The 25,013-nt window shown below is 71.2% G+C and carries 19 protein-coding genes; 7 read left to right on the plus strand and 12 right to left on the minus strand.

From position 1 onward, the window contains the following. Positions 1 to 65 precede the first annotated feature (65 nt). Entirely contained in the window at positions 66 to 425 is a 360-nt protein-coding gene (locus C2L58_RS18340) for an ArsR/SmtB family transcription factor (protein WP_103338811.1), read from the minus strand. Between the two features lie 114 nt (positions 426 to 539). Continuing rightward, on the minus strand, positions 540 to 1,949 hold the full coding sequence (locus tag C2L58_RS18345; RefSeq protein WP_103338812.1) for a cellulase family glycosylhydrolase: 1,410 nt from the start codon (positions 1,947 to 1,949) through the stop codon (positions 540 to 542). Between the two features lie 705 nt (positions 1,950 to 2,654). On the opposite strand from C2L58_RS18345, the gene C2L58_RS18355 reads away from it, so the two are divergent. Further along, positions 2,655 to 5,372: a SpoIIE family protein phosphatase gene (locus C2L58_RS18355; RefSeq protein ID WP_233225788.1), complete on the plus strand. Its 2,718-nt coding sequence runs from the start codon at positions 2,655 to 2,657 to the stop codon at positions 5,370 to 5,372. Between the two features lie 15 nt (positions 5,373 to 5,387). Here the strand turns inward: C2L58_RS18355 and C2L58_RS18360 are convergent, their stop codons facing one another. Then, on the minus strand, positions 5,388 to 7,079 hold the full coding sequence (locus tag C2L58_RS18360) for an alpha/beta fold hydrolase (RefSeq protein WP_233225789.1): 1,692 nt from the start codon (positions 7,077 to 7,079) through the stop codon (positions 5,388 to 5,390). A gap of 120 nt (positions 7,080 to 7,199) precedes the next feature. Further along, positions 7,200 to 7,718, minus strand: coding sequence for a hypothetical protein (locus C2L58_RS18365; protein ID WP_103338815.1), 519 nt, complete (start codon positions 7,716 to 7,718; stop codon positions 7,200 to 7,202). A gap of 128 nt (positions 7,719 to 7,846) precedes the next feature. On the opposite strand from C2L58_RS18365, the gene C2L58_RS18370 reads away from it, so the two are divergent. Then, positions 7,847 to 8,869, plus strand: coding sequence for an LLM class flavin-dependent oxidoreductase (locus C2L58_RS18370; protein ID WP_103338816.1), 1,023 nt, complete (start codon positions 7,847 to 7,849; stop codon positions 8,867 to 8,869). Between the two features lie 36 nt (positions 8,870 to 8,905). Here C2L58_RS18370 and C2L58_RS18375 read toward each other — a convergent pair whose 3' ends face one another. From C2L58_RS18375 to C2L58_RS18385, 3 genes are all read right to left on the minus strand, one after another. Beyond that, positions 8,906 to 9,670 carry a polysaccharide lyase family 7 protein gene (locus tag C2L58_RS18375; RefSeq protein ID WP_103338817.1) on the minus strand — a complete coding sequence of 255 codons (765 nt, stop codon included), beginning with the start codon at positions 9,668 to 9,670 and terminating at the stop codon, positions 8,906 to 8,908. A gap of 179 nt (positions 9,671 to 9,849) precedes the next feature. After that, positions 9,850 to 12,123, minus strand: a complete 2,274-nt coding sequence (gene katG / locus C2L58_RS18380; RefSeq protein ID WP_103338818.1) for a catalase/peroxidase HPI — start codon at positions 12,121 to 12,123, stop codon at positions 9,850 to 9,852. Beyond that, a complete protein-coding gene (locus C2L58_RS18385) occupies positions 12,120 to 12,572 on the minus strand; it encodes a Fur family transcriptional regulator (RefSeq protein ID WP_103338819.1) in 453 nt (150 codons plus the stop codon). Before C2L58_RS18385 ends, katG begins: the two co-directional genes overlap by 4 nt. Before the next feature lie 105 nt (positions 12,573 to 12,677). Here C2L58_RS18385 and C2L58_RS18390 point away from each other — a divergent pair, with 105 nt between their 5' ends. The 4 genes from C2L58_RS18390 to C2L58_RS18405 all read left to right on the plus strand — a co-directional run bounded on the left by C2L58_RS18390 (position 12,678) and on the right by C2L58_RS18405 (position 17,235). Continuing rightward, entirely contained in the window at positions 12,678 to 13,475 is a 798-nt protein-coding gene (locus C2L58_RS18390; RefSeq protein WP_103338820.1) for a thymidylate synthase, read from the plus strand. Beyond that, complete coding sequence (locus C2L58_RS18395) at positions 13,472 to 13,930, plus strand: dihydrofolate reductase (RefSeq protein ID WP_103338821.1); 459 nt, start codon at positions 13,472 to 13,474, stop codon at positions 13,928 to 13,930. The genes C2L58_RS18390 and C2L58_RS18395 overlap by 4 nt, the downstream gene beginning before the upstream one ends. Before the next feature lie 108 nt (positions 13,931 to 14,038). Beyond that, complete coding sequence (locus C2L58_RS18400; protein WP_103338822.1) at positions 14,039 to 15,664, plus strand: GMC family oxidoreductase; 1,626 nt, start codon at positions 14,039 to 14,041, stop codon at positions 15,662 to 15,664. Further along, positions 15,661 to 17,235 (plus strand): succinic semialdehyde dehydrogenase, encoded by a 1,575-nt coding sequence (locus tag C2L58_RS18405; protein WP_103338823.1) that lies wholly within the window; start codon positions 15,661 to 15,663, stop codon positions 17,233 to 17,235. Before C2L58_RS18400 ends, C2L58_RS18405 begins: the two co-directional genes overlap by 4 nt. Positions 17,236 to 17,238: 3 nt before the next feature. On the opposite strand, the gene C2L58_RS18410 is transcribed toward C2L58_RS18405, so the two are convergent. Beyond that, positions 17,239 to 18,687, minus strand: coding sequence for a phospholipase D-like domain-containing protein (locus C2L58_RS18410; RefSeq protein ID WP_369904215.1), 1,449 nt, complete (start codon positions 18,685 to 18,687; stop codon positions 17,239 to 17,241). A gap of 87 nt (positions 18,688 to 18,774) precedes the next feature. Between C2L58_RS18410 and C2L58_RS18415 the strand changes: the two genes are divergently transcribed. Next, positions 18,775 to 22,038 (plus strand): NACHT domain-containing protein, encoded by a 3,264-nt coding sequence (locus C2L58_RS18415; RefSeq protein ID WP_103338825.1) that lies wholly within the window; start codon positions 18,775 to 18,777, stop codon positions 22,036 to 22,038. 7 nt (positions 22,039 to 22,045) lie between these two features. Here C2L58_RS18415 and C2L58_RS18420 read toward each other — a convergent pair whose 3' ends face one another. The 4 genes from C2L58_RS18420 to C2L58_RS18435 all read right to left on the minus strand — a co-directional run bounded on the left by C2L58_RS18420 (position 22,046) and on the right by C2L58_RS18435 (position 24,993). After that, positions 22,046 to 22,963, minus strand: coding sequence for a PDR/VanB family oxidoreductase (locus tag C2L58_RS18420; protein WP_103338826.1), 918 nt, complete (start codon positions 22,961 to 22,963; stop codon positions 22,046 to 22,048). Beyond that, positions 22,960 to 23,121, minus strand: a complete 162-nt coding sequence (locus C2L58_RS18425; RefSeq protein ID WP_103338827.1) for a hypothetical protein — start codon at positions 23,119 to 23,121, stop codon at positions 22,960 to 22,962. Before C2L58_RS18425 ends, C2L58_RS18420 begins: the two co-directional genes overlap by 4 nt. Continuing rightward, positions 23,118 to 24,158, minus strand: coding sequence for an aromatic ring-hydroxylating dioxygenase subunit alpha (locus C2L58_RS18430; RefSeq protein WP_103338828.1), 1,041 nt, complete (start codon positions 24,156 to 24,158; stop codon positions 23,118 to 23,120). The genes C2L58_RS18425 and C2L58_RS18430 overlap by 4 nt, the downstream gene beginning before the upstream one ends. Positions 24,159 to 24,228: 70 nt before the next feature. Continuing rightward, positions 24,229 to 24,993 (minus strand): IclR family transcriptional regulator, encoded by a 765-nt coding sequence (locus tag C2L58_RS18435; RefSeq protein ID WP_199191324.1) that lies wholly within the window; start codon positions 24,991 to 24,993, stop codon positions 24,229 to 24,231. Between the last annotated feature and the right edge of the window lie 20 nt (positions 24,994 to 25,013).

The following is a 25,013-nucleotide window of genomic DNA, read 5'->3' on the forward strand; positions in this document are numbered from 1 at the left end:
GCTCAACAGCGACTCAATCAGCAGGTCGCGGCCTGATTCTGCTCTCGAGGTTGACACAAGGGGTGTCATGACGCGTCCTTTCGCGGCCGGGCTTCTTCGCCGGCCATGCGGCCCAGCAGGACGTCGAGGCGCCGGTAGCGCTCCTCGGCCTGCCGCCGGTACCGCTCGATCCACTTGGTCATCAGGTCGAACACCTCGGCATCCAGGTGGACGGGACGGCGCTGGGCGTCCTTGCTGCGCGTGACCAGCCCGGCTTCCTCCAGCACCTTCACGTGCTTGGAGACCGCCTGGAGACTCATGTCGTACGGCTCGGCCAGCTCGCCCACGGTCGCGTCCGCGCCGGCCAGCCGCGCCACCAGATCGCGCCGCGTCGGGTCGGCCAGTGCCGCGAACACCCGGTTGAGCCGTTCGCTGTCTTCGTCCACCGGTTCGTCCTCAACTCTTCGGTTGAGCAAGACGGTAGGTGCTCTCCGGGAGGTTGTCAACCTGATGGTTGAGAAAGGGTGGGGGCTCCGCGTGCGGAGCCCCCACCCGGTGGATCAGAAGTGGTCGGGCGTGTCGATGCGGCTCCGGACCAGGGCGCCGGACGCGGTCAACCGGCCGGTGCCGTAGTCGCTGCCCGCGCAGGTGCCCGGTTGCAGCGCGGCACTGCTTTCGTCCGCGTCGGAGTAGGTCCAGTTCGCGTAGCTGATCTGCAGCTGGTCGAGCAGATCCAGCCAGGCCGTGGTGCTTTGCTGGTCCAGGGAGCCGCCGCCGGTCGCGGTCACCGTGCCGAACTCGGTGACGAACAGCGGCAGCTTCGCCGCCGCCCGGCTCACCGTGGCGCGGTAGTTGTCCTTGTGGCTGGCGGCGTAGAAGTGGAACGTGTACATGATGTTCGCGGCGTTGACCGGGTTGTTGACGATCTCGGTTTCGCTGGAGCCGTCGGAGACGCCGAGCGACGACCACCCGCGGGTGCCGACGATCACGACGGCGTCCGGGTCGGTGGCGCGGATCACCGGGATGACCTGTTCGGCGTAGCTCTTGATGGCGCCCCAGCTGACGCCGTTGGGTTCGTTGGCGATCTCGTAGATCACGTTCTTCTTGGCCGCGTTGCGCGCGGCCACCGCCGCGAAGAACGTCTTGGCGCGGTCGAGGTTGTAGTTCGGATCGCCCGGGGTGAGGGTGTGGAAGTCGACGATCGCGTACATCCCGCGTTCCTCGGCTTCGCCGACGAGGCTGTTGACCCGGTCGGTGAACCAGGCCGGGTTGGTCTCGTAGCCCTTTTCCTGCACGTACATGGCGATGCGGAGCAGGTCGGCGTGCCAGTCGTTCGCGAGCGCGTTCAGGGACGCGTCGTTGTAGCAGGAATCGAACCACTGGAGGCCGTGCGTGCTCATGCCGCGCAGCTGGATCGCGCGGTTCGCCTCGTTGCACAGGTGGACGCCGCAGACGTGCAGCTGCCCGTTGGCGGCGAGCGGCGTGCCACCGGGGGAGGGCGTGGTGGTGGTCGTCGGAGTGGTGGTCGTGGGCGTGGCGGGCGTGGTGGTGGTCGTGGTCGACCCGGTGCAGGTGACGCCGTTCAGGGTGAAGGACGTCGGAACCGGGTTGGCGCCGGTCGTGGTGCCGGTGAAGCCGAGATCGGTGGTGGCCCCCGTGGCGAGGGTCCGGTTCCAGTCGGGGTTGGCCGCGGTGGCGATCGCGCCGGACTGCGCCCAGGTGGCGTTCCAGCCCTGGGCGACCTTCTGGCCGCCGTCGGGGAAGGTGAACCGGAGCAGCCAGCCGGTGATCGCGTCACCCAGGTTGGTGACCTTGACGCCGGCCTGGAAGCCGCCTTGCCACTGGTTGGTGATGGTGTAGTCGACGCGGCAGCCTTGCGCGGCGGCCGAGGCCTGGGGCATGGCCAGGACGGCCGTGCCGCCGAGAACCGTCGCGCCGGCGGCCGCCAGTGCGGTGATGGAGCGCTTCATTGAACTCCCTTGGGTCCGGTGTTCGAAGATTTCACCAGGCTGGGAGCGCTCCCAGGAATGAGAACATTCGGCGCCGGTCCGCGTCAAGACTTCGCGCTTCGATGTCCTGCGGGTATCACCGGCGGGTCCGGCTACATCGGCCGGGCCACGATCGCGGAACCGGTGCGGACGGGGCACGCCGTCGAGGCACTCGCCCGCAGCGACCACGCCGAGGCGGGGGCGATCCTTACATCGGCGAAGGGGACGACCACTGGGCACTGGTCCACGTCGGCGACCTCGCCCGGTTGTACGTGGCGGCGTTGCCGGCCGGACCGGGGTCGGTCCACGTCGGGGTGGGCGGGGTGAACCGGGTGCGAAGGAGGTCGCCGAGGCGTGTGCGCACGCGGCCGGCCTGGCCGGGAAGACCACGTCGATCACGCTGGAGCAGGCGCGGGCCGAGATGGGCCCGGCCGCCGACGCCTTCGCCCTCGACCAGGAGTTCACCCCGGCCAAGGGCGCGGCGGGGGGTGGGCTGGGAGCCGCGGTACCCGGATCCCGTGCGGGTGCTCGCCGGCGGCTGAGCGACCGCCGGGACTAGCACCGGCGGGCCGCCGCGGCGTGGCCGGCCCCGGATGTCTGACCCGGTCACCAGGGATTTCGGCCGCGAGTCGCGGACCGGCCGTCCGCTCCGTATGGTGTGCCCAGCCGTGTGGCGGGTCGACGTTCGTGGGAAAGCCGGGGAGCATGCAGCCGGAGGAGTGGCGGGATCTCGTCGACGGCCTGCCCGTCGTCGTGTGGGAAGCCGACGCCCGCAGCGGCGCCTTCTCCTTCGTCTCCGACGCCTCGCGCACCCTCCTGGGCCACCCGCCCGAGTCGTGGGCGGCCGATCCCGGGTTCGCCCTCTCGGTGGTGCACCCGCAGGACCGCGACCACTGCGCGCGGGCCCGGGAGGCGGGCCGGGCCCAGGGCGGCTACGAAGTCACCTACCGCGCCCTGACCGCCGACGGCCGGGTGGTGTGGCTGCACGAAATCGGGCGGGTGCGGCCCGGCGGCGAGACGATCGGCGGCGTGCTGCTGGACGCCTCCGGACGGCGGTCCGAAGCGGAGCGGCAGCGGTTCCTCGCCGAGTTCGAACGGGGCCTGCAGGAACTGGACGACGCCGAGGACGTCATGGCCTACGCGGCCCGCAGCCTCGGTGAACACCTCGGCGCGGACCGCTGCGCCTACGCCGAAGCGGAAGACGACGAAGACCACTTCCTGATGAGCGGGGACCACGCCACCGGCCTGCCGCCGCTGCCCGGCCGCTTCGCCATGTCGGCGTTCGGGGACGGCTGCATGCGCGCGATGCGGGCCGGGCGGTCGTGGGTGGTCGCCGACAGCCGCCACGACGACCGCCTCGAGCCCGCGGACCTGGACGCCTACCGCGTGACCGGCATCCGCGCCGTCATCTGCGTACCGCTGCTGCGCGGCGGCCGGTTCGTCGCGGCGATGGCCGTGCACCAGGCCACGGTCCGGGAGTGGACGGACGCGGAGGTCGAGCTGGTCGAGCTCATCGTGAGCCGGTGCTGGGAGTCCATCCAGCGCACGCACGCCGGCCGCGCCCTGCGGGACAGCGAACAACGGCACCGGCTGCTGGTGGAACGCGCCACCGACGCGATCTGGGTGCTCGACCGCGACCTGCGGTTCGCCGAGATCAACCCCGCGGCTTGCGAACTGCTCGGGTACGCGCGCGAGGACCTGATCGGCACGCCGATCACCGCCCTGCTCGACGAGGCCGGGAGCGAACGGTGGCGGCAGCTGATCGCCCGGCCGGGTGATGTCCGGGAGACCAGCGAAGTCGACCACGTGCGCCGGGCCGACGGCACGGAAATGGCGCTGGAGCTGAGCATCCAGGCCACCCCCTCGGGCGTGCAGGCGATCGGCCGCGACGTCACCGAGCGCCGGCGGCGCGAAGCCGAGCGCGAGCTCCTGCTGCAGCGTGAGCACGAGATCGCCGAGACGCTGCAGCGCAGCCTCCTGCCGCGTGAACTGCCCGCCCTGCCCCGGATCGCCGCCGCGGCCCGCTACCAGCCGGCCGCCGTGCACGCCCAGACCGGCGGGGACTGGTACGAGCTGGTGGCGGTGGGGCCGACCCGCGTCGCGCTGTCCGTCGGCGACGTCGTGGGCAAGGGACCGCAGGCGGCGGCGGTGATGGGCCAGCTGCGCAGCGCGCTGGCCGGCAGCCTGCTCGACGGCCACGGCCCGGCCGCCGCCCTCGACCGCCTCGACGCCTTCGCGGCGCGCACGGCGGGGGCGGCCGGCACGACCTGCGCGTGCCTCACGCTCGACTGGGAGACCGGCGAACTGCGCTGGGCCGTGGCCGGGCACCCGCCGCCGGTGCTCGTCGAGGAGGGCGGCGCCCGGCTGCTGTCCGGCGGCGGCGCCGTGCTCGGCGGCCCGGACCGGGCGCACCACCGCGAGCACGCCGTGACGCTGGCGCCCGGCGCCTCGGTGCTCCTGTACACCGACGGCCTCGTCGAGCGGCGCGACGAGCCGATCGACGAAGGACTCCGGCGGCTGTGCGAAGCCGCCACCCGCGCCCACGCGGCCGCGCCGGAGCGGCTGGTCACCGCGATCGGTGCGGCCCTGCTCGACAGCGGCCAGGAGGACGACGTCGCCCTGCTGGCGATCCGCTTGGTGCCCCCGCCCCTGCGGCGCTCCGCGGCCGCCCGGCCCGACGTGCTGCGGCGCCTGCGCGAGGACCTCGCGCGCTGGTCGGCGCTCGCCGGGCTGCCCGCGGAGCTCCACCAGGACCTGAGCCTCGCGCTGGGGGAGGCCGTGGCGAACTCCGTCGAGCACGCCTTCCCGGAGACGCCGGGCGAGGTGGCGTACTCGGTGACCCGCACGGCGGACGGCCGCCTCGAGGCCCTCGTCCGCGACGACGGCCGCTGGCGCCGCGAACCGGCGGACAACAGCCACCGCGGCCGCGGCATCGCAATCATCAAGGCCCTGTCCGAGGAATTCGGCATCGACCACGGCGGTGAGGGCACCGCCGTCCGGTTCCGCATCGCGCCGGAGCCGGGCGCCGCACCGGAAAGCCCGCCGGTGGCACCGGAAATCGTGGTCCCGGCCACGGTGTCGGTCGACGAAGGCGGGCCGGGCCCCCTGGCGTTGAAGCTGACCGGCGACCTCGACTTGGCGACCATCGACGAGGTCCGGGCGGCCGTCCTGGCCAGCGTCGAAGCCACGGCCGTCGAGTCGGTGGTCGTCGACCTGACCGGACTGCGTTACTTGAGCAGCTGCGGCATCGCCCTGCTGCTCGACGTCGCGGCCGTGGCCCGGCGCCGTGGCCTGGCTGTCACCACCCGGGCAAGCGCTGCTTCCGCGCCGCTGCGCATCCTCGAGCTCGCGGGCCTTGTGGGGGTGCCGTCCGGAGCGTTCGTGGTGGAAAGTGTTGCGCCGTAAGGGTGGTGTACCTGATCAGCGGCCCCGGTTGACCGCGCTGATGTCGTCCTGAAGCCGTTCCCGCACGTTCGAACTGGCGTCCCGCGGTGCGGGTGCCGCCTGGCGGGAGGGCTCGCCCGCCGGGCCCGGGACCGGGAACACCTGGTGCTCTCCGGGCAGCGGGACACCCGGGCAGATGGTCGCCGCGGGGCGGCCGGTGCCGAGGTAGAAGCCGTTCACCAGGTCGTCCACACAGGAATTGCCGCTGACCGCGTACTGGCCGTGGAAGGGTGACTCCGCCACCGAGATCATCGGGATCCCGGCCGCGCGCGCCGCCGCCTCCGCCTGCTCGTAGCCGGTTTGCGGGTCGAACTCGCCCTGGACGACCAGGATGTTCTTCGCGGCCCGCGGCGAGAGGGTCGGCAGCTGGTGCTGGGGCGCGTCGGACCAGAAGCCGCACGCCTCGCTGAGGCCGTACGCCCAGCCGAACAGCGGGTAGGCCGGCCCCTGCAGGTCGCTGAGCAGCTTGTACCAGCTCGCGGTCCGCGTCGGCTGGTCGCCGCACGCCACGGCCAGCCGGGTACCCGGGACGTCGGCGTAGTCGGGCTCCGGCGGGTCCGCCGCCACGTCGGCCGCGGTCAGCCGGTCGGCCGGCCGGCCGAAGACGGCCCGGGAGGCCCGGTCCAGGTCGCTGCGCAGCGCGGCGGGCGCGGGGGCGGCGGCCGCGCCGTCGAGCGCGGCCGCGCCCTTGGTGAGGACCAGGGCGCCGGTCAGCCACTGCCGGGGGCTGCCGTTGCCGACGAAGACCGAGTCGAAGACGTCGGGTGGCACGCCCTTTTCCTTGAAGAAGGTCCGCAGCCGTTCCCACTTGACGCGGACTTCCGCGGCGGTCTTGCCGAGCTGCTCCGGGAACCGCCGGGCCAGCCACGGCGCGTAGACGCGGTCGAACTGGCGCTGGTCGATCTTCGGGAACGCCTCGAACGCGGCTTGGAGACGGCCTTCGAAGTTCACGCTGGAGTCGAGGACCATCTTGCCGGCCTGCTCCGGGAACAGCGACGCGTACTTCGCGCCGAGCCAGGTGCCGTAGGAGAAGCCGAGGTAGTTCAGCTTCTCGTCGTCCAGCAGCGCGCGGATCAGGTCCATGTCGTGCGTGGTCTGCCAGGTGGTGATGTACGGCGCGAGCGCGTCGCTCTGGCACGCTTCGGCCAGCACGCGCGGCGTCCGCTGGTGCAGCGCGATGCTGCTCGCCGAGCGGTCGCGGGCGTCGAGGTCGTCATCCTGCGGCAGCCGCCCCAGCGGCACCCGGCACACGTACCCCTCGTCCGTGCCGCCTTCCTGGCCGGTGCCCCGGGGGTCCATCCCGACGATGTCGTAGTGCTCGTTCAGCTTCGGTTCCAGGCCGGCCAGCGCACCCGCGAGCGAAGTGCCCCGGCCGCCGGGGCCGCCCGGGTTCACCAGGATCGCGCCCTGCCGGCTGCCGGTCGCGGGCACGCGGCTGATCGCCACCTGCAGGTCGGTGCCGGCCGACGGGGCCGCCCAGTCCCGCGGGACGGTGATCCGCGCGCACTGTGCGGCCGGGCCTGTCCGCTGCTTGAACGGGCACGCGCCCCAGGAGACCTCCTGCCCCCGGTACGGCGCGAGCGGGTCGGGCGTGGTCGCGGCGGCGGGCGCCGTGGCCGCCACCAGGACCGAGACGGCCACCGCCAGCCCTGCTCGGGACGTTCGCACCGCAGTTTCCTTCCTCACTCACCAGCCGTGAAGATCCAAGCACGCCCGGTGGGGGAGAAGCAGCACGAAGACCGCGGGGCGCGCCAGGGAACGCCCGATCCGGTGAATGCGGCCGGTCGGTCAGGTGCGGTAAGGGCCGTGGTTCCCGAGATCGGGGCTGATCCGCGGGTGCGGGCCGTCCTGGCCGGGCACCGGGGTGACGGCGGGGCGCCACGCGGGGTCCGTCGAGGCCGGCTCGACGACCACCTCGGTGGCCGGCCGGACGTAGGTTTCGGTGCCGCGCGGCTCGCCGTCGCGGTCCTGGAAGTGGTTCTCGACGATCCGGTCCTGCCGGCGCTGGGCGAGCACGGCCAGCGTGAGCACGTGGGCCACGGCCATCAGCAGCAGGAAGATGCCGAGCCGGCCGACCAGGGCGGCCGTCGAACCCGACCACTGCGGGCCGACGACGGAGAGCAGGGCGAGCACGCCGAAGGAGACGAGGTGGAAGACGGTCACCACCATCCACGCCAGCGAGCCGGTCCCCTCACCGCCGTCCGGCCCGCTCAAGTAGCGCCGGCCACCGCGGTAGAGCACCTGGCCGTCGGCCACCACGAAGACCAGGCCGATGATCAGGAATCCGGTGAGGTCGTTGTCGGGCATGCGTCTCCTCCTCGTTTCCGTCGGAGTACCCGGCCGGGCCGCCCGCGGGCGGCGATTCACCGGAACGAGCGACCGGTCGGCCGCCTCACACCGGGAATCAAACCCGCTCGCCGAACGCTTGAGGGGACGTGAAGAAGATTGGCTTCCTCTCGTTCGGCCACTGGTCGGCGAGCGCGCACTCCGAGACCCGGTCGGCCGCCGACTTCCTGCACCAGTCGATCGACCTGGCGGTGGCCGCCGAGGAGCTGGGTGTGGACGGCGCGTACTTCCGCGTGCACCACTTCGCGCAGCAGGCGGCGAGCCCGTTCCCCCTGCTCGCGGCGATCGGCGCGCGGACGTCGAGGATCGAAATCGGCACCGGTGTGATCGACATGCGCTACGAGAACCCGCTGTACATGATCGAGGACGCGGGCGCGGCCGACCTCATCTCCGGCGGCCGGCTCCAGCTCGGCCTCAGCCGGGGATCCCCCGAGCAGGTGATCGACGGCTGGCGCTACTTCGGCTACGCCCCGGGTGAGGGCGAAACGGACGCCGACATGGCCCGGCAGCACAGCGAGGTGTTCCTCAAGCTGCTCGAGGGCGAGGGGTTCGCCCAGCCGAACCCGCGCCCGATGTTCGCCAACCCGCCGGGCCTGCTGCGGCTCGAACCGCACTCCGAGGGCCTGCGGGACCGCATCTGGTGGGGCTCCGGCTCGAACGCGACGAGCGTCTGGGCCGCGAAGCTGGGGATGAACCTGCAGAGCTCGACGCTCAAGGACGACGAGACGGGCGAGCCGCTGCACGTCCAGCAGCGCAAGCAGATCGAGGCCTACCGCGAGGCGTGGGCCGAAGCCGGGCACGAGCGCGAGCCGCGGGTCTCGGTCAGCCGCAGCATCTTCGCCCTGACCAACGACCAGGACCGCGCCTACTTCGGCCGCGACCGCCATTCGCGCGACCAGGTCGGCATGATCGACGAGAACACCCGGGCGATCTTCGGCCGGTCCTACGCGGGGGAGCCCGACGAGCTCGTGGGGCAGCTCAAGGAGGACGAAGCGATCCAGGCCGCGGACACCTTGCTGCTCACCGTCCCGAGCCAGCTCGGCGTCGACTACAACGCGCACGTGCTGGAGAGCATTCTCACCCACGTGGCCCCGGAGCTGGGCTGGCGCTGAGGGGGACGGCCCGGTGGCGGCCGGGCCGGTCTCCGATCAGCCGTGGGAGACGTTGAGGCCGTAGAACGCGACCCGCGCGCCCTTCGTCGTGCTGCTCGAAGAGGACTGGTTGTACGAGCCGGCCTTGAAGTACTGCCTGTAAGCCTTGAACGACGACGGGATGCCGTAGTGCGTGGTGCTCCCGTTGACCGTCAGGTCGATCGTGTTGCCGCCGGAAATCCCGATCGTGTAGGTCCACGTCTTGCCGGCCGGGACGTGGCCGACGGTGTGGGACGTCTGCCCGCCGTCGGGGGAGTTCTCGGTGCCCAGCACGATGTCCCCGCTCGCCCGGTAGTACAGCTCCAGCAGCGGTTTCGTCGACGAGCCGCCGGTGCCGAGGTGCACCTGGCCGACGCACACGTTCGACGTCACCGAAACCACCCGCAGCGTCGCGCTCAGCTTGTGCGACCCGCTCAGCGACCAGTTCGCGGCGGAGCCGTCGCGGTTCATCTCGCGCAGCTCCGAGCGCGCGTAGTTCGAATTCGGCGTCGTGACGCCCTTTTCCGGGGCCCAGAAGGTCATCGCGCCGTCGCGGGTGTCGGTGTAGAAGTAGCTGTCCTGGAAGCCGTTCGGGCCCTGCAGCCGGGACGACGAGATGGTCGTCGGGCTGCCCGGCGAGCCGACCGGCTCCTGCAGCTGCCAGACCGACAGGTCGAAGTTGCCGCCCGGGGCCACGGACGGATCCGCCGCCAGCGCGGGGGACGCGGTGGCCACGGCCAGCGCCGGGATCGCCAGGAGGGCGAGGAAAGCACGCACACGCATCGTTGGGTGTCCTTTCGCGGTGGAACGCACCATTCGTTCACGGACGTGAAATAAATGGTCTGGACAACCCGGCGGCGTGGACTCACGGTAGGTCGGCGATCGCCCCGGTGTCAAGATCGCCGCGCACACGGACGGGCCCGGCCGATCGCGGGGATCGGCCGGGCCCGTGCGGGGGTGGATCAGGCGAGGTCGAAGCGGTCGAGCTCCATGACCTTCGTCCACGCGGCGATGAAGTCGGCCACGAACTTTTCGCGAGCGTCGTCGCTGGCGTAGACCTCGGCCAGCGCCCGCAGCTGCGAGTTCGAACCGAAGACGAGGTCGACCGCGGTGGCGGTCCACTTCACCTGGTCGGTCGTCACGTCGCGGATCTCGTAGACGTTCTCCGTCGACTCCGACGCCTTCCACCGGGTGCCCGGCGCGAGCAGGTTGGCGAAGAAATCGTTGGTGAGCACGCCCGGCTGGTCGGTGAGGACACCGTGCGCGGCACCGCCGTGGTTCGTCCCGAGGGAGCGCAGGCCGCCGACGAGGGCGGTCATCTCGGGCGCGGACAGGCCGAGCATGTAGGCGCGCTCGACGAGCAGCACCTCCGGCTGCAGCTTCTCGCCGGCCCGCAGGTAGTTGCGGAACCCGTCGGCGCGCGGCTCCATCACCTTGAAGGAGTCGACGTCGGTCTGCTCCTGCGAGGCGTCGGTGCGGCCCGGGTGGAACGGCACGGTCGTCTCGACGCCGGCGTCGAGCGCCGCCTTCTCGACGGCCGCCGAGCCGGCCAGCACGATGAGGTCGGCGAGCGAGATCTTCGCGCCGCCCGCCTCGTTGAACTCGCGCTGGATGCCCTCGAGGGTCGCCAGGACCTTGCCGAGCTGCTCGGGCTGGTTGACCTCCCAGTTGCGCTGCGGCTCCAGGCGGATCCGGGCGCCGTTCGCACCACCGCGCTTGTCGGTGGAGCGGAAGCTCGCGGCCGACGCCCACGCGGTCGAAACCAGCTCGGAAACCGAAAGGCCGGAGTCCAGCACCTTCGCCTTGAGCGCGGTGATGTCGGCGTCGCCCACGAGGTCGCCCTCGGCGGCGGGCACCGGGTCCTGCCACAGCTGCGGCTCGGCGACCCACGGGCCCAGGAAGCGGCTGACCGGGCCCATGTCGCGGTGCAGCAGCTTGTACCAGGCCTTGGCGAAGGCCAGCGCGAACTCGTCCGGGTTCTCCAGGAAGCGGCGCGAGATCGGGCCGTAGACCGGGTCGAAGCGCAGCGACAGGTCCGTCGTGAGCATCGTCGGCTTGTGCTTCTTGTTCGGGTCGTACGGGTCCGGGATGATCTCCGGGGCGTCCTTGGCGACGTACTGCTTGCCGCCGCCGGGGCTCGTGGTGAGCTCCCACTCGAAGCCGAAGAGGATCTCGAAGAAGCGGTTGCTCCACTCGGTCGGCTTGTCGGTCCAGGTCACCTCGAGCCCGCTGGTGATCGCGTCCGGGCCCTTGCCGCTGCCGTGCGTGCTCAGCCAGCCGAGGCCCTGCGTCTCCAGCGGGGCACCCTCGGGCTCCGGGCCGACGTGGTCGTCGGCGATCGCGGCACCGTGGGTCTTGCCGAAGGTGTGGCCGCCGGCGATGAGGGCGACGGTCTCCTCGTCGTTCATCGCCATCCGGGCGAAGGTCTCGCGGATGAAGTGCGCCGCCGCCTCGAAGTCCGCGCTGCCGCGGGGACCCTCGGGGTTGACGTAGATGAGCCCCATCTCGGTCGCGCCGACCTCGGGCGCCATTTCCGAGTCGCTGACGTAGCGCTCGTCGCCCAGCCAGTCGTCCTCCGGGCCCCAGATGATCTCCTCGGGCTCCCAGACGTCCACCCGGCCGAAGCCGAAGCCGAAGGTCTTGAAGCCCATCGACTCCAGGGCGACGTTGCCGGCGAGCACGAGCAGGTCGGCCCACGAGATCTTCTGGCCGTACTTCTGCTTGACCGGCCACAGCAGGCGGCGCGCCTTGTCGAGGTTGGCGTTGTCGGGCCAGCTGTTGAGCGGGGCGAAGCGCTGGTTGCCGTCACCGGCGCCGCCGCGGCCGTCGTGGATGCGGTAGGTGCCCGCGGCGTGCCAGCTCAGGCGGATCATCAGGCCGCCGTAGTGCCCGAAGTCGGCCGGCCACCAGTCCTGGGAGGTGGTGAGCACCTCGGTGATGTCACGCTTGAGGGCGTCGACGTCGAGCTTCGCGAACTCCTTGGCGTAGCTGAAGTTCTCGCCGAGCGGGTTGCCCTTCGCGGAGTGGGCGTGCAGCACCGACAGGTCGAGCTGGTTGGGCCACCAGTCCTTGTTCGTGCGCGGACGGCCGCCCGTCTTCGGCGTCGGGGAGTCGATCGCCGGGTTTTCGCTCTCGCTGCCGTGCGCGGTCACCGAGTCGTGCGCGACCGGGCAACCGGCCGCCGCCTTCTTGTCCACGCCCTGCGCGCTGGACGGGTTGTCCTGGGTGGAGCTCATTTACTTCCTTCCGGGAGCGGCGAATCATTTCGGGGGCGTCCGGCCGCGCACTCGGGGCAGGTGCCCCAGTAGACGACCTCCGCCTGGTCGATCACGTAACCGTGGTCGTCCGAAGCGGTGAGACAGGGGGTGTGGCCGACGGCGCACTCGACGTCGGCTATCGCCCCGCACGAACGGCACACGACGTGGTGGTGGTTGTCACCCACCCGGGTCTCGTAGCGGGCGTTCGCCCCGGCCGGCTGGATGCGCCGGATGAGCCCGGTGTCGGTGAGCGCCCGCAGCACGTCGTAGATCGTCTGGTGCGACACCGCCGGGTACCCGGCCCGCACCAGATCGATCACCGTTTCGGTGTCGACGTGGGGATGGTCGCGCAACGCGGCCAGCACGGCCAGGCGGGGCCGGGTGACCCGCAGCGAGACCGCCCGCAGCTGCGCTTCGAAGTCTGACATCGCCGCCGACCCTAGGGCGCTTTCTGGAATGAGTCAAGTTATGGCGGTGGCGGATTGAGCCATCCGGGGTTCACGCTGAGTCAGCGGCATGGCTAGGCTCCGGGCATGCCGGACACGCAGTACGAAGACCTCCTCCGCCACGTCCTCGACACGGGCACCCGCAAGGGCGACCGTACCGGCACGGGCACGCGGTCGATCTTCGGGCATCAGCTGCGCTACCGCCTGTCCGAGGGCTTTCCGCTGATCACCACGAAGAAGGTCCACTTCCGCTCGATCGCCTACGAGCTGCTGTGGTTCCTGCGCGGCGACGCGAACGTCTCGTGGCTGCGCGAGCACGGCGTCACGATCTGGGACGAGTGGGCGGCCGAAGACGGGGACCTGGGCCCGGTCTACGGCGTGCAGTGGCGCTCGTGGCCGACCCCGGACGGCGGACACATCGACCAGATCGCCGAGGTCCTGCGCACGCTGCGTGAGAACCCGGACTCGCGGCGGATCATCGTCTCCGCGTGGAACGTCGCCGACATCCCGCGCATGGCGCTGCCGCCGTGCCACGCGTTCTTCCAGTTCCACGTCGCCGACGGCAGGCTGTCCTGCCAGCTGTACCAGCGCAGCGCGGACCTGTTCCTCGGCGTGCCGTTCAACATCGCGAGCTACGCGCTGCTGACGCACATGATCGCCGCGCAGGTCGGCCTCGGCGTCGGCGACTTCATCTGGACCGGCGGCGACTGCCACGTCTACGACAACCACGTCGAGCAGGTGCGCACCCAGCTGGCGCGGGACGCGCGGCCCTTCCCGGCACTGGAGCTGAAGCCGGCGGACAGCCTGTTCGAGTACACCTACGAGCACTTCTCGATCGAGGGCTACGACCCGCACCCGGGCATCAAGGCGCCGGTGGCGGTGTGATCGGGCTGGTCTGGGCGCAGGCGGCGAACGGGGTCATCGGGCGGGACGGCGAGCTGCCGTGGCACCTGCCGGAGGACCTGCGGCACTTCAAGGAGCTGACCGCGGGGGCGGCCGTGCTGATGGGCCGCCGCACCTGGGCGTCGCTGCCGCCGCGGTTCCGGCCGCTGCCGGGGCGGCGCAACCTGGTGCTGTCCGCGACCCCGCAGGAGGGCGTCGAGACGTTCCCGGATCTGCCGTCCGCGCTCGCCGCGGTTTCCGGTGACCTCTGGGTGATCGGCGGCGCGGCGGTCTACCGGGCAACGTTGCCGATCGCGGACCGGGTCGTGGTCACGGAGCTCCGGGAGTCCTTCGAGGGGGACACGTACGCGCCGGAGGTGGGGCGGCCGGCGGACTCCGCGGGGGACTGGCTGGCGTCCTCGACCGGGCTGCACTACCGCTTCCTGACCTGGGGCTGAGGCCCGCTCCGCCGCCCGGGCCGTTGCGCTCCCCGGGGTCGGCGCTATACGGTTGCCTGAACTAGAACACGTTACAGTTCTAGGGGCCGGTCGTAGCGAGGAGCGGACATGGCGAAAAGGGCGGCGCGCGGCGACGAGGCCGACTACGTCGTCGTCGGGTCGGGGAGCTCGGGCGCGACGATCGCGGGACGGCTCGCTCGGGCCGGGGCCAGCGTGATCGTCCTCGAAGCCGGGAAGAGCGACGAGCAGCTGCTCATCAAGAAACCCGGGCTCGTCGGGCCGATGCACGCCGTGCCGCAGCTCAAGAAGCCGCTCGACTGGGGCTACTACGGCGTTCCGCAGAAACACGTTCTCGATCGCCGGATGCCGGTGCCGCGCGGCCGGGTCGTCGGCGGCTCCAGCTCCATCAACGGCATGGTCTACGTCCGCGGCAACCGCGCCAACTTCGACTCCTGGGCCGCCGAGGGCAACACCGGCTGGGACGCCGACAGCGTCAACGCCGCCTACAAGCGCATGGAGGACTTCGAAGACGGCGAGAACGCCTTCCGCGGCGCGGGCGGGCCGATCCGGGTCACCCGCGCGAAGAACCCCCAGGAGGGCTCGCTGCAGTTCGTCGACGCCACCGCCGACGCGCTCGGCTGCAAGATCCTCGACGACTACAACGCCGAGTCCCAAGAAGGCGTCAGCCGGATGCAGCAGAACGCCGCCGACGGCCTGCGCTACAGCGCCTCGCGCGGCTACCTCCACAACGCGCCCTCGACGTTGCAGCTGCAGTCCCGGGTGCTGGTCGAGAAGGTGCTCATCGAGAACGGCCGCGCCGTCGGCGTCGAGGTCCTCGACCGCGGCCGGCGGCGCACCATCCGGGCCGCCAAGGAGGTCATCCTCTCCGCCGGCGTCATCGGCTCCGCGCAGCTGCTCATGCTGTCCGGCATCGGCCACGCCGAGCACCTGAAGGAACACGGCATCGGCGTCGTCGCCGACCTGCCCGTCGGCGACAACATGCACGACCACATGTTCCACGCCCTGACGTTCCACGTGACCACCAGCAAGAACAAGGGCACGGCGCCGTACTTCGCCCGCGGCCTGGCCCGCGAGCTGCTGCGCCCCGGCACGACGTTCCTGGCGAACTCGGTCTTCGAGGCGGTCGCGTTCCTGCGGACCTCGCAGGCCGGGGCGATCCCCGACCTGCAGCTGCACCTCCTGCCGTGGGCGTACGTCTCGCCCAACCAGGACGCGCCGATCCGGCACGACGTCGACAAGCGCCCCGCGCTCACCGTGCTCACGACGCTCATCTACCCGAAGAGCCGCGGCACGCTGCGCCTCACCTCGGCCGATCCTGCCGCGGCCCCGGACATCGACTTCCAGTACCTGTCCGACCCGGCCGACCTCGAACTGCTCGGCGAAGGCTCGGAGATGGTGCGCGAGATCTTCGCGTCCCAGGCGTTCAAGGGCGCGGTCAAGGAAGAGATCCACCCGGGCAAGGACCTCAGGGGCCAAGCCCTGCGCGACGCGATCCTCAACCGCGCGACCTCGGTCTACCACGGCGTCGGCACCTGCCGGATGGGCGTCGACGAACTCGCCGTCGTCGGGCCCGACCTGCGCGTGCGCGGGGTCGAGGGGCTGCGGGTCTGCGACGCTTCGATCATGCCGTCGATCACCGGCGGCAACACCAACGCGCCCTGCATCATGATCGGGGAAATGGGCGCCCAGCTCGTCCTCGGGAGCAAGTCATGACCGTCACGCCGCTCGAACTCGCCCGTCCGGCGTCGGTCACCGACGCTTTCCTGCGGCAGCTCGTGGCCCGGGTGCCCGGCTCGTCCGGCGCGACCTGGAAGCTCACCGAGGTCTACACCGGCGACGTGCTCGTCGAGCTGCCGCAATCCACACCGGAGGACATCGAGCGGGCGTTCGCCGTCGCGCGCGAGGCCCAGCGGAAGTGGGCCGCCACGCCGGTGAAGGAGCGGCTGGCGGTGTTCCGGCGGGCGCACGCGCTGTTCGTCGAGCACGCGCGGACCGTCGCCGACCTCATCCAGGTCGAGAGCGGCAAGAACCGGCGGATGGCGATCGAGGAGACCTGCGACCCGCCGATGGTGATGAGCCACTACCTGAAGCGGGCCGCGAAGCTGCTGGCGCCGACGAAGCGCGGCGGCCCGGTCCCGATGCTCACGACGTCGACCGAAGTCCGGCTGCCCAAGGGGGTCGTCGGGATCATCGCGCCCTGGAACTTCCCGTTCGCCACCGGGGTTTCCGACGCGATCCCGGCGCTCATGGCCGGCAACGCGGTGGTGCTGAAGCCCGACAACAAGACCGCGCTGTCGCCGCTCTACGGCGTCCGGCTGCTCGAGGAAGCCGGCTTGCCCGAGGGGCTGTTCCAGGTGGTGTGCGGCGAGGGCCCGGACGTCGGCCCCACGCTGATCGACCGCGCCGACTACGTGATGTTCACCGGTTCGACGGCGACCGGCCGGGTGATCGGCGAGCGGGCGGGCCGCAACCTCATCGGCTGCTGCCTCGAGCTCGGCGGCAAGAACCCGATGATCGTCCTGGCGGACGCCGATCTTTCCGAGGCCGTTCCGGGCGCGATCTTCGGCGCGTTCGGCAACACGGGCCAGATCTGCATGCACATCGAGCGGATCTACCTGCCGGAATCCCGGTACGAGGAGTTCAAGACGGCGTTCGTGGCGGCGGCCTCGGCCCTCGACGTCCGCGCGGCGTACGACTTCGGTCCCGACATGGGCTCGCTGGTCTCGGTCGACCACATGAGCCGCGTCAAGTCCCATGTGGACGACGCGGTCGCCAAGGGCGCCACCGTGTTGTGCGGCGGCAAGCCCCGCCCGGACCTCGGCCCGGCGTTCTTCGAGCCGACGATCCTCGAGGGCGTCACGTCCGAGATGCTCTGTGGTGTCACGGAAACGTTCGGCCCGGTGGTGGCGCTGCACAAGTACCGGACCGTCGACGAAGCCGTGGCGCTGGCCAACGACACGGAATACGGCCTGAACGCGTCGGTCTGGAGCACCGACGTCACCGCGGCGCGCGCGGTGGCGGCCCGGATCGAGTCCGGCAACGTGAACGTGAACGACGTCCTCGCGACCGCGTACGCGGCCAAGGGAACGCCGTCGGGCGGGGTGAAGAACTCCGGCGTCGGCGCCCGGCACGGCGATCAGGGGCTGCTGAAGTACACCGACGTGCAGAACCTGGCCGTGCTGAAGAAGCAGGTGATGGGGCCCCGGCCGGGGCAGGGGTACGAGAAGTACGTCGAGAGCATGCTTTCCGGGCTGAAGCTGATGCGGAAGCTGCGGATCCGGTAGGGCTCAGCCGTCCACGAGCAGTCCCCGCAGCGGTCCCTGCAGCCGGGCCGCGCGGCGAGAGGCCCCCGGCAGCAGCACCAGCCGGTGGGTCCGCTGCTCACCCCGGCGTTCCCGCTCGGCCTGCTCTTCGGCCAGCGGCCGCCACAGGTTGTCCACGATGTCCGCCGGCTCCCGGTCGGCCAGCTCCGCCACCGGACGCCCGAGGTGCTCGGCCCACAACCGCAGCCGGGTGTCCCGGACCACCTCGGGGTCGTCGGTCGCGATGTTCACCTCGGTGTCGTTGAACAGCGAATGCTCGTTCAGGTTCGCCGAGCCCACGGTGAGCCACGAGTCGTCCACGAGGCCGAGCTTCGCGTGGACGTACACCGGGGCCGCGGAGTCACCGTCGTGGGCGCTGATCGTCGTGGCCAGCAGGCGGTGGTGGCCGTCGTCGGCGTCGAGCAGCCGGCCCAGCTGGCCGCGGGTGGTGTCCGAGCCGTTGCTCGGCTTGCGCGGCAGCAGCAGGACCACGCGGAACTCCTCGGACGGCGGGTTCCGCAGCTTGTCGAGCAGCACCTCGGCGATCTCCGGCGACCACAGGAACTGGTTCTCCAGGTAGATCAGCCGCTGGGCCGAGCGCAGCGCGCGCAGGTAGCCGTCGAGGACGGTGAACTCGCCCTTCGGCAGGAAGTCGTAGGTGTCGTTCGGCACGGTCCGCAGCAGCTGGACGCGGCTGCCGCCGGCCGGTGCCGGGACCGCCGGCTGCGGCAGGTCCTCGCCCGCCACCTCGGTCCACCGCCGCCGGAAGTGGTCGGCGACATCGGCGACGACCGGTCCGTCGAGCCGCGCCATCAGGTCGTGCCACCCGATCGGCCGCGGCGGGTGGTCCGGGCTGTCGTGCCGGTCGCCTTCCAGCGCGGTGAGGTCCACCCCGCCGACGAACGCGACGGCGTCGTCGACGATCACCAGCTTCTCGTGGTGGCAGTGCATCGTCCGCTCACGGGCATCCAGCACGCACCGCACGTCGGTGCCCTCGGTGAACTTCCGCTGTTCGGACCGCGCCAGCTTCCGCGACGGCTGGAACGCCGGAAAGGGCGGACCGGCCCACAGCAGCACCCGCACCTCGACCCCCCGCCCGGCGGCCTCGGCGAGCAGTGCCCGCAGGGTGGGCGACCCGGGCTCCCGCGTCAGCCGGAAGTCGGCGCTGGCGTGCCAGTTGGCGATGTGGATGTGCGATTTCGCCGACCGGATGGCCTCGGCAACGGCGGGCAGCGACTCCTCGCCGTCGATCAGCACCCGCACGCGGTTGCCGTCCCGGACCGGAGCCCGGCCGCCGAGCGGGTCTTGCGCCCCGCCGGATTCGAGGACAGCACCCCAGCCGAGCCGGTGCAGCCGCCGCCGGTGGTGGGCGCACAGGACACCCTCGAGCCCGTCGCCCAGCCGTCCGTCCACCTTGTCCAGAAACGTCTTCACCCGTCCCATATCACTACAGATCGGCCCGGCCCGCCGTGCAGTAACAGCGAGTGATCCGGTGGCGACTCGAATTCCATGGAGCCTTTGGTGTTCAAGGTGGGTTCAACCGTCGTGAGCTCCGCCGTCAAGTCGTGGCTCACCAGCCGCAAGAGCGGGCTCGAGCGCGAGAGCTCGCTGTCGGAGCTGGTGCAGGCGCGGGTGGGAGGCGGCTTCTCCCGCCGGCGCTTCGACCGGGAAGTCGAAGCGCTGGTCGACGTCGTGTCCGAGCGACTGCTGCTGTTGTGCCGGCAGGAAGTCCCGAACCTCGACGACGGCGAGCGGTCGGCGGCTTTGGCGGAGGTCGCGTCCGCCTTCGAACGGGCCGATCTGGCCGACGCCGACTTGTTCGAGGCCGACGTCGACCCGGCCCAGCTCGCGCACCGCCTCCGCGCCACCTTGCCGGACGCGGCGGAACGCGCGGGTTTGAGTGAGGCCGCGACGTGGTTCTACCGCCGGGTCCTCGAGGAGTGCTGCGGCTACTACGTCCGCCTGGTCGTGCACCTGACGCCGTTCGCGGCCAGGGCCGGTGCGGAACTGCTCGGCCGGGTCTCGGGCCTGGCCGACCAGCTCGAACGGGTCCTCAACCGGCTACCGGCGCCTTCCCTGATGGCGCCCGACGGCACCGCGTCGGACACGGCGTTCCGCGCCCGGTACCTGCGCCAGATCAGCGAGACCCTGGACGACCTGGAGCTCTTCGGCGTCGACACCCGCAGCTACCGGCTCCGCACGACGCTGAGCGTCGCCTACGTGAGCCTGACCGTCCGCGGCACCGGTGCGGACTCCCGCGGACCCGCCCACGAGATGCTGTCGTGGCGGGCCGATGCGGTCCGCGGCCAGGACGGCTCCGTCCGTGCCGAGCGAGCGCTGGCGACGGCCGGCCGGCTCCTGATCCGTGGCGAAGCCGGCTCCGGCAAGTCGACCCTGCTGCGATGGCTCGCGGTCAACGCCGCGCGCGGCACGTTCCGCGACGAGCTGGCCGGGCTGAACGGGTACGTCCCGTTCCTGATCAAGTTGCGTAGCTACTCCGGCCGGCGGCTGCCTTCGCCGGAGGAGTTCCTCGACGGGACGGCGCAGGTGTTGACCGCCCTCATGCCGTCGGCCTGGGTCCACCGCCGGCTCGCGTCGGGGCGCGCGCTCGTCCTCGTCGACGGTGTCGACGAACTCACCGCCGACGAGCGAGGGGCGGTCCGTGCTTGGCTCAAAGACCTGTGCCGGGCTTTCCCCGAAGCCAGGCTGGTCCTCACGTCCCGGCCGTCCGCGGCCGCTGAGACGTGGTTGAGCGCGGAGGGGTTCGGTTCGGCCTGGATCGAGCACATGAGCCAGGCCGACGTGCGCGCGCTTGTCCGGCACTGGCACCAGGCGGTACGCGACGCCGGGAGCATGCCGTGCACCGAAGAGGAGCTTCCGCGGTACGAAGGAGCACTGCTCAGCCGTCTGGACGGCAACGCCCACCTGAGGGCTCTCTCGACCACACCGCTGTTGTGCGCGATGTTGTGCGCCCTGAACCTGGACCGTGCCTCTTTCCTGCCGCGCAACCGGCTCGAGCTCTACGTCACCGCCCTGTCGATGTTGCTGGAGCGGCGCGACGCGGAGCGGCGCATCCCCACCTCGCTGAAGATCGGTGACAAGGAAAGCCGCCAGCTGCTTCGGCACCTGGCTTGGCGCCTCTCGGTGAACGGCCGGTCCGAGCTGAGCAGGGAGGAAGCGCTCAGGCGCGTCACCGAACGGCTCGCCACCATGCCGCGGGTCGACCACGACGCCGACGACCTGCTCGAACACCTCGTGCAGCGCAGTGGGATCGTCCGCGAGCCGACACCGGGCCGGATCGACTTCGTGCACCGCACGTTCCAGGAGTTCCTGACCGCGGAGGAGGCCGCGGACCAGGGGGACGTCGGCCTGCTGGTGCAGAACGCGCACCTGGACCAGTGGCGGGACATCGTCGTGATGGCCGCGGGCCTGGCCAACGCGCCGCTGCGCGAGCAACTGTTCACGGGTCTGTTCGACCGGGCCGACGCGGAACCGAGAACGCGACGCAAGCTCCGGCTCCTCGCCGCGGCGGCGACTGAGTCCGCGCCTGTTCTCACGACCGAGCTCGCCGAACGCATGGAGAGTTCCCTGGCCGCGCTGATCCCGCCGCGGGGAAAAGCCGAAGCCCGGTCCCTGGCCGCCGGCGGAGAAGTCCTGCTGCCGCGGCTGCTCGATACACCGGCCGACCTTTCGGAGGCCGCGGCAGCGGCCACCGTCCGGACCGCGGCGTTGATCAACGGCCCGGAAGCGTGGCCGGTACTGGAGAGGTTCAGCCGCGACCCGAGGCCGGGAGTGCAGAAGGAGTTGATCGCGGCCTGGCGTTACTTCGATCCGGACGAGTACGCCGCACGCGTCCTCGCCGACGCGCCATTGCTGGACGGGCACGTGTGGATCGAGGATCAGGCGCTCTTGCCCGCAGTCCACCGACTTCGCCACCTGGGCAACCTGACAATCGATCTTCGCGATCTCACGGACTTGGAAGTGCTGACGCGGCTACCGTGCCTGCGTGGTGCCCAACTTGCCGGCGCCTTCGAAGACCTCGCTCCGCTGACACGGTGCACCGACTTGGAATCGGTGTTGCTGGCGCCTCACGGCGCGGTCGATGCCCATGTCCTCATCGGTGTGCCGAAACTGCGCCACCTGTACTTCTACCCCGGGGTCGGGCCGCCGACAGACCTCGAGATTTTCCGGCCTATGACGGGCCTGGTTTCCTTGGCATTACAGTGGCTCGAAGAGGTGAGCGACTTCTCCGCGCTCGGCGACCTGGAGGCACTGACCTCGCTGAGCCTCTATCATTATCCTGAAGGCGCGGACTTCGGGTTCCTCCGCAATTTGGCGGCTCTTCGATCGCTGGATATCGGGGAAGCCCCCGAAGGGGTGGGACTGGGCATCCGGGGTGGTTTGCGTCAACTGGCCAAGGATGCCCCCGGAATCGACAAGCTGGGATTCCTGGATGTTCGCCCCCTCGGCGAACTCGGCGAGCTCTCGCGCTTTCCCGCCTTGGAGAGGCTGTCCCTCCGCCGCTGCCAGGTCGAGGACCTCACTCCGCTTTCCACCGTGAGAGGACTTCGAACTCTCGAGGTATTGACGCCGGTCGACCCGAACTGGTGGGCGCAGATCGCGCGGATGAACCAGCTCACCACCTTGGACATCATGTCGATTCGCGGGGATCGAGGGGATATCGATCTTTCCGAGCTGGGTGACGCCAAGCTGACCGTGCGAACCTACGCCGACCGACATCGAATCGTCGGCGCAGGCCCGGGAATCAAGGTGAAATCACGCTGAGCCTTCGTCAGAGGTCGAGCACCAGCCGCGGCGAGCGGGCGCGGGACACGCACAGCATCATCACCTCGTTCTCCAGCCGTTCATCCGCGGTCAGCACCGAGTCCCGGTGGTCCGGGGTCCCGCCGAGCACGCCCGTCTCGCAGGTGCCGCACGTGCCCTCCCGGCACGACGACAGCACCGTCACCCCGGCTTCCTCGACCACCTCGAGGATCGACCGGTCCGCGGGCACCGGCAGCACCCGCCCCGACCCGGCCAGCTCCACCTCGAACGCCGTGCGCGCCCCCTCGTCCAGCCGAGCGGTGAAGCGCTCGACGTGCAGATCCGCCGGCCCGAGTGCCTCGACCGCGGCCAGCAGCGGTTCCGGCCCGCAGCAGTACACCGCCGTGCCGGGCTGGGCCGCGGCCAGCAGGGTCGGCAGGTCCAGCAGGCCGTGTTCGTCCTGGGGCCGGAACAACACCCGGTCGCCGTGGCGCGAAAGCTCTTCGGTGAACGCCATCGACCCGCGAGTCCGGCCGCCGTAGACCAGTTGCCAGTCGCGGCCGGCCGCGGTGACCCGGTCGAGCATCGGCAGGATCGGCGTGATGCCGATGCCGCCCGCGATGAACAGGTAGCGCTCGGCGTCGACCAGCGCGAAGTGGTTGCGGGGCCCGTCCACCTGAAGAAGATCCCCGGCGAGCAGCGAGTCGTGCACGTACGCCGAGCCGCCGCGGCCGTCGGGCTCCCGCAGCACCGCCACCTGGTATGCCGACGTGTCCGACGGGTCGCCGCACAGGGAGTACTGCCGCACGAAGCCGGGCAGGTGGAGGTCGAGGTGGGCCCCTGGCTCCCAGGCCGGGAGCACGCCACCGCCGGGGGCGCGGAGGGTCAGGCGGACGACGCCGTCGGCCGGCTTTTCCTTGCGGTCCACCAGGAGTTCGAGGGTCATGAGTGTCCTTCGGGGTGGGCGAGCAGCCAGTCCCACAGCTGCACGGGGTCTTCGAACTCGCGCTCGGCGCCGCAGTGGCAGACCGCGCGCAGCCGGTCGGTGCCGAGCACCCAGTGGATCCGGTGGACGCGGTCCCCGGCGAGCATCGGCCGGTTCACGACGTCACCGGCGCAACCATCCGCTGCAGCATCCGGCGGGCCGCCAGGCCGCCGGTGTCGATGTTGATCGACAGCTCCTGGTACCCCTCCGGTTCGGTGGCGATCACCCGCTCCAGGACGTCGAGGGCTTCGACGTCCTGCAGCACCACCGTGCGGTTGTTCTCCGCCAGGAACGCCGACACGCCTTCGTCGTCGAGCGCGAAGTCCCGGGCCACCGCCCAGAAGTCGTGCGTGGAGTGCTCGGTCTCGGGCGTGATCGCGTAGACGACCTCGACGTGGAAGGCGTCCGGGTCGCTGCCGTCCGGGTTCGGCACGGACCCGACCGGCGCGATGCGGCTGTGCAGCTTGTACAGGCACGGCGGGGTGTACTCGATGTCCTGCCAGCGCGTGATGCGGCCCTCCAGGCCGGTCGACTTGGCGTAGAAGGGCGGACACGCCGCGTCGGCCATGTGCCGCGAGACGTAGACGACGCCGGCCTCCTCGTCGACCTCGGTCGTGATCGGCGTTTCGGCGACCTCCGGCGTGCCGATGTAGCCGCCGTGCAGGTAGGTTTCGTGGGACAGGTCCAGCAGGTTGTCCACCAGCAGCGAGTACCGCGCCTTCAGCGGCTCCAGCCCGCAGACCGTGGTGTAGTCCGGCGAGGCGAGCCAGGGCGCCCGCGGAATCGCGGCCGCGTCGGCCTTCGCCGGGTCGCCGATGAACACCCAGACGAAGGAGTCCTGTTCCACCAGCGGGTAGTGCGTCAGCCGCGCGGTCCGCGGCACCCGGGTCTGCCCGGGCACGGCCACGCACTTGCCGTCCACGCCGTAGGTGAAGCCGTGGTAGCCGCAGATGACCTGGTCGTCGACCAGCCGCGAAGGCGCCTGCGACAACGGGAACCGCCGGTGCACGCACCGGTCGGCCATCGCGGTGACGCTCCCGTCGCGGGTCCGCCAGAACAGGATCGGTTCGCCGCAGATGGTGCGGCCGAACAACTCGGCGCCGATCTCCGAGCCGTAGGCGGCGACGTACCACTGGTCGCGGGGAATGGCGCTCATCGGGGACGTCCTTTCGTGGTGGGCCGGGTCACAGCCTGGGGGAACGGCCCCGGCACCACGAAGGGCTATTTCATAAGATGGAAAGCGCTCGGGAAATCGCGCGGGCGCTGGTCATGACCAGCGGAGCGAGCGCGTGCGGCGACACGCTCCCGTGCCGCACGACGAGCGACACCGCCGCGACGACCTGGCCCCGCGCGTCGTGGATCGGCGCGCCGACCGACAGCGCGTCGAGGGTCACTTGGCGCTCGCTGATGGAGAATCCGTGCGTCCGCACGTCGGCCAGCATGTGCCGCACCCGGTCCGGGTCGGTCACGGTCTCGCTGGTGTACCGGTCGATCGGGCGGCCGAGCACGTCCTCCTGCACCTCGGCGGGGGCGTGCGCGAGCAGGACGAGCCCGACCCCGGTCGCGGTCAGCGCGAACCGGCCGCCGACGCGGGTCAGCACCGGGACCGCCCCGGTCCCGGCGATCCGCTCGATGTACACCACCTCGGCGCCTTCGCGGACGGCGAGCTGGACGTTCTCGCGCGTGATCTGCGAGAGGTCCTCCAGGAATGGCAGGGCGAGCTCCCGCAGGCCGAGGCCCCGCGGCGCGAGCGAGCCCAGCTCCCACAGCCGCAGCCCGACCCGGTAGACGCCGGTGTCGTCGCGCTCCAGCGCGCCCCACTCGCAGAATTCCCGCAGCAACCGGTGGGCGGTCGCGGCCGGCAGCCCGGTCCGGCGCGCGACCTCGCTCAGCCGCAGCGCCGGCCGGTCGGGCGAGAAGGCTTCGAGCACCCGCAGCGCGCGCCCCAGCACCGGCCCCGTGGCCCCGGGAACGCGACCTCGACGCGGCACGGCGACCTCCGGCAGGTGTT

It is taken from the genome of Amycolatopsis sp. CA-126428, assembly GCF_002904335.1.
Taxonomy (GTDB): Bacteria; Actinomycetota; Actinomycetes; order Mycobacteriales; family Pseudonocardiaceae; genus Amycolatopsis.